This is a genomic window from Candidatus Accumulibacter aalborgensis (assembly GCF_900089955.1).
Taxonomy (GTDB): domain Bacteria; phylum Pseudomonadota; class Gammaproteobacteria; order Burkholderiales; family Rhodocyclaceae; genus Accumulibacter; species Accumulibacter aalborgensis.
The window spans coordinates 1-5,160 of the sequence record NZ_FLQX01000078.1 but is presented as its reverse complement, the minus strand read 5'-3'; the positions used below and the strand labels follow the sequence as shown (position 1 = coordinate 5,160).

The window sequence follows — 5,160 nt, the reverse complement described above, 5'->3', positions numbered from 1 at the left end:
TTTCGATCCGGTGGGCGAACCGTAGCGTGAGCATGGGTTCGGACCGGTGTTGAGCGTTGAGTTGCTGCTCAAGGTTATAGGATCAAGCCTCACGGGCAATTAGTACTGGTTAGCTTAACGCATTGCTGCGCTTCCACACCCAGCCTATCAACGTGGTGGTCTACCACGACCCTTCAGGGGGATCAAGTCCCCAGGGAAATCTTATCTCAAGGCGAGTTTCACGCTTAGATGCTTTCAGCGTTTATCTCTTCCGAACTTAGCTACCCGGCAATACGACTGGCGTCATAACCGGTACACCAGAGGTTCGTCCACTCCGGTCCTCTCGTACTAGGAGCAGCCCCCTTCAAATTTCCAGCGCCCACGGCAGATAGGGACCAAACTGTCTCACGACGTTTTAAACCCAGCTCACGTACCACTTTAAATGGCGAACAGCCATACCCTTGGGACCAACTGCAGCCCCAGGATGTGATGAGCCGACATCGAGGTGCCAAACACCGCCGTCGATATGAACTCTTGGGCGGTATTAGCCTGTTATCCCCAGAGTACCTTTTATCCGTTGAGCGATGGCCCTTCCATACAGAACCACCGGATCACTATGACCTACTTTCGTACCTGCTCGACGTGTGAGTCTCGCAGTCAAGCACGCTTTTGCCATTGCACTATCAGCACGATGTCCGACCGTACCTAGCGTACCTTCGTACTCCTCCGTTACACTTTAGGAGGAGACCGCCCCAGTCAAACTGCCTACCATGCACGGTCCCAGACCCGGATTCACGGGCCATGGTTAGAACCTCAAACAGACCAGGGTGGTATTTCAAGGTTGGCTCCACCAAGACTAGCGTCCCGGCTTCACAGCCTCCCACCTATCCTACACAAGTCGGTTCAAAGTCCAATGCAAAGCTACAGTAAAGGTTCATGGGGTCTTTCCGTCTAACCGCGGGGAGATTGCATCTTCACAACCATTTCAACTTCGCTGAGTCTCAGGAGGAGACAGTGTGGCCATCGTTACGCCATTCGTGCAGGTCGGAACTTACCCGACAAGGAATTTCGCTACCTTAGGACCGTTATAGTTACGGCCGCCGTTTACCGGGGCTTCGATCAAGAGCTTGCACCCCATCACTTAACCTTCCGGCACCGGGCAGGCGTCACACCCTATACTTCCACTTTCGTGTTTGCAGAGTGCTGTGTTTTTATTAAACAGTCGCAGCCACCATTTCACTGCAACCCTTTCGGCCTTCACCCGCGAGGGGCTACAACCTGTCAGGGCGCACCTTATCCCGAAGTTACGGTGCTAATTTGCCGAGTTCCTTCTCCTGAGTTCTCTCAAGCGCCTTAGAATTCTCATCCTGCCCACCTGTGTCGGTTTGCGGTACGGTCTCCTTGTAACTGAAGCTTAGAGGCTTTTCTTGGAAGCATGGTATCAATCACTTCGCGGCCAAAGCCACTCGTTATCACGCCTCGGCATTGACCCCCCGGATTTGCCTAAGAGGTCTGCCTACACGCTTGAACCGGGACGTCCAACACCCGGCTGACCTAACCTTCTCCGTCCCCCCATCGCATTACAAAGAGGTACAGGAATATTGACCTGTTTCCCATCGACTACGCTTTTCAGCCTCGCCTTAGGGGCCGACTCACCCTGCGCCGATGAACGTTGCGCAGGAAACCTTGGGCTTTCGGCGAGGGAGCTTTTCACTCCCTTTATCGCTACTCATGTCAGCATTCGCACTTCTGATACCTCCAGCATCCTTCACAAGACGCCTTCACCGGCTTACAGAACGCTCTCCTACCATATCCTTACGGATATCCGCGATTTCGGTGCATAGTTTGAGCCCCGTTACATCTTCCGCGCAGGACGACTCGACCAGTGAGCTATTACGCTTTCTTTAAAGGATGGCTGCTTCTAAGCCAACCTCCTGGCTGTCTAAGCCTTCCCACCTCGTTTCCCACTTAACTATGGCTTGGGGACCTTAATCGGCGGTCTGGGTTGTTTCCCTCTTGACACCGGACGTTAGCACCCGATGTCTGTCTCCCAAGCTCGCACTCAACGGTATTCTGAGTTTGCAATGGTTTGGTAAGTCGCGATGACCCCCTAGCCATAACAGTGCTTTACCCCCGTCGGTGATACTTGAGGCACTACCTAAATAGTTTTCGGAGAGAACCAGCTATTTCCAAGTTTGTTTAGCCTTTCACCCCTATCCACAGCTCATCCCCTAATTTTTCAACATTAGTGGGTTCGGACCTCCAGTGCGTGTTACCGCACCTTCATCCTGGCCATGGATAGATCACTTGGTTTCGGGTCTACGCCCAGCAACTATCGCCCTTATCAGACTCGGTTTCCCTACGCCTCCCCTATTCGGTTAAGCTCGCTACTGAACGTAAGTCGCTGACCCATTATACAAAAGGTACGCAGTCACCCCACGAAGGGGCTCCCACTGTTTGTATGCATGCGGTTTCAGGATCTATTTCACTCCCCTCCCGGGGTTCTTTTCGCCTTTCCCTCACGGTACTGGTGCACTATCGGTCGATTACGAGTATTTAGCCTTGGAGGATGGTCCCCCCATATTCAGACAGGATTTCTCGTGCCCCGCCCTACTTGTCGCAAACTTAGTACCACGGCCAGGTTTTCGCGTACGGGGCTTTCACCCACTATGGCGCCACTTTCCAGCGGCTTCCGCTAACCCAATCGCTATCACTTGCAGGCTGTTCCCAGTTCGCTCGCCACTACTTTGGGAATCTCGGTTGATTTCTTTTCCTCCGGCTACTTAGATGTTTCAGTTCGCCGGGTTCGCTTCCTCACGCCTATGTATTCAGCGTGGGATACTCCTTGCGGAGTGGGTTTCCCCATTCGGATATCTCTGGATCAAAGCTTCATTGCCAGCTCCCCAGAGCTTTTCGCAGGCTTGTACGTCCTTCTTCGCCTGTAATCGCCAAGGCATCCACCACATGCACTTATTCGCTTGATCCTATAACCTTGAGCTCTCTTTCAAGACCTCAAGCTACAGGCAACTCATGTGTACTCCCCCTGCCAAAACAGGGGGCTTCGATGCAATCACAACCGTATCACCGTCAGCCAAAATTCAGCCAACAGCAATACAACCTTCTTCCAATTTTTTAAAGAGCACTCACCCCGTAAAGGGTCAGGCCTGCAGGGTAGATGACTACCCCGCAGGCCTGACTTCTCACTCGGTGCGGATGTGGAGGATGACGGGATCGAACCGACGACCCCCTGCTTGCAAAGCAGGTGCTCTCCCAGCTGAGCTAATCCCCCGCTGACCGGCGACTACACCCCGGACTCGCGCCAGAAGTGCTTCCACTCTTGCCTTTGCTTGCCCTGGTCGTCCGTCGATTCGCTGGTGGGTCTGGTTGGAATCGAACCAACGACCCTCGCCTTATCAAGACGATGCTCTAACCGACTGAGCTACAGACCCATCCGCTTGTGCAGCCTGTGACAACCGATAGGTTGTGAGTTCTCGATCCAGCTCTTCTCTAGAAAGGAGGTGATCCAGCCGCAGGTTCCCCTACGGCTACCTTGTTACGACTTCACCCCAGTCACGAACCCTGCCGTGGTAATCGCCCTCCTTGCGGTTAGGCTAACTACTTCTGGCAGAACCCGCTCCCATGGTGTGACGGGCGGTGTGTACAAGACCCGGGAACGTATTCACCGCGACATGCTGATCCGCGATTACTAGCGATTCCGACTTCACGCAGTCGAGTTGCAGACTGCGATCCGGACTACGATCGGCTTTCTGAGATTGGCTCCCCCTCGCGGGTTGGCAACCCTCTGGACCGACCATTGTATGACGTGTGAAGCCCTACCCATAAGGGCCATGAGGACTTGACGTCATCCCCACCTTCCTCCGGTTTGTCACCGGCAGTCTCATTAAAGTGCCCAACTAAATGATGGCAATTAATGACAAGGGTTGCGCTCGTTGCGGGACTTAACCCAACATCTCACGACACGAGCTGACGACAGCCATGCAGCACCTGTGTTCAGGTTCTCTTGCGAGCACTCCCAAATCTCTCCGGGATTCCTGACATGTCAAGGGTAGGTAAGGTTTTTCGCGTTGCATCGAATTAATCCACATCATCCACCGCTTGTGCGGGTCCCCGTCAATTCCTTTGAGTTTTAGCCTTGCGGCCGTACTCCCCAGGCGGTCAACTTCACGCGTTAGCTACGGCACTAAAAGGTTTAACCCTCCCAACACCTAGTTGACATCGTTTAGGGCGTGGACTACCAGGGTATCTAATCCTGTTTGCTCCCCACGCTTTCGTGCATGAGCGTCAGTATTGGCCCAGGGGGCTGCCTTCGCCATCGGTGTTCCTCCACATCTCTACGCATTTCACTGCTACACGTGGAATTCCACCCCCCTCTGCCAAACTCCAGTCTTGCAGTCTCAAATGCAGTTCCCAGGTTGAGCCCGGGGATTTCACATCTGACTTACAAAACCGCCTGCGCACGCTTTACGCCCAGTAATTCCGATTAACGCTCGCACCCTACGTATTACCGCGGCTGCTGGCACGTAGTTAGCCGGTGCTTCTTATTCGGGTACCGTCATCTACACAGGGTATTAACCCATGCAATTTCTTCCCCGCCGAAAGAGCTTTACAACCCGAAGGCCTTCTTCACTCACGCGGCATGGCTGGATCAGGCTTCCGCCCATTGTCCAAAATTCCCCACTGCTGCCTCCCGTAGGAGTCTGGGCCGTGTCTCAGTCCCAGTGTGGCGGATCATCCTCTCAGACCCGCTACGGATCGTCGCCTTGGTAGGCCTTTACCCCACCAACTAGCTAATCCGACATCGGCCGCTCCCAGAGCGCAAGGTCTTTCGATCCCCTGCTTTCCTGCTCACAGAATATGCGGTATTAGCGTAACTTTCGCTACGTTATCCCCCACTCCAGGGTACGTTCCGATGTATTACTCACCCGTCCGCCACTCGCCACCAGGGTTGCCCCCGTGCTGCCGTTCGACTTGCATGTGTAAGGCATGCCGCCAGCGTTTAATCTGAGCCAGGATCAAACTCTTCAGTTCAAATCCTCTTGCTCTCGCTTGACTTGCTTCGCCGCCAACCCGGATTCCTCCAGATCAACAGCTTCTACATCTGTGCGAGTTACTTCATCTCTTCGACAATCCGCTTGCGCAAATCATCTACCAGATCAAGAA

Annotated in this window: 2 tRNA genes and 2 rRNA genes; all 4 read right to left on the bottom strand. The window is 53.8% G+C overall.

The window, feature by feature from the left end:
- Positions 1-78: 78 nt before the first annotated feature.
- Positions 79-2,963 (bottom strand): 23S ribosomal RNA (locus ACCAA_RS04750).
- Positions 2,964-3,195: 232 nt separating this feature from the next.
- Positions 3,196-3,268 (bottom strand) — tRNA-Ala (locus tag ACCAA_RS04745).
- Between the two features lie 83 nt (positions 3,269-3,351).
- Positions 3,352-3,428 (bottom strand) — tRNA-Ile (locus tag ACCAA_RS04740).
- A gap of 62 nt (positions 3,429-3,490) precedes the next feature.
- Positions 3,491-5,028: ribosomal RNA gene (locus ACCAA_RS04735) — 16S ribosomal RNA — on the bottom strand.
- The 16S and 23S rRNA genes sit together here with 2 tRNA genes alongside, the layout of an rRNA operon.
- Positions 5,029-5,160 lie beyond the last annotated feature (132 nt).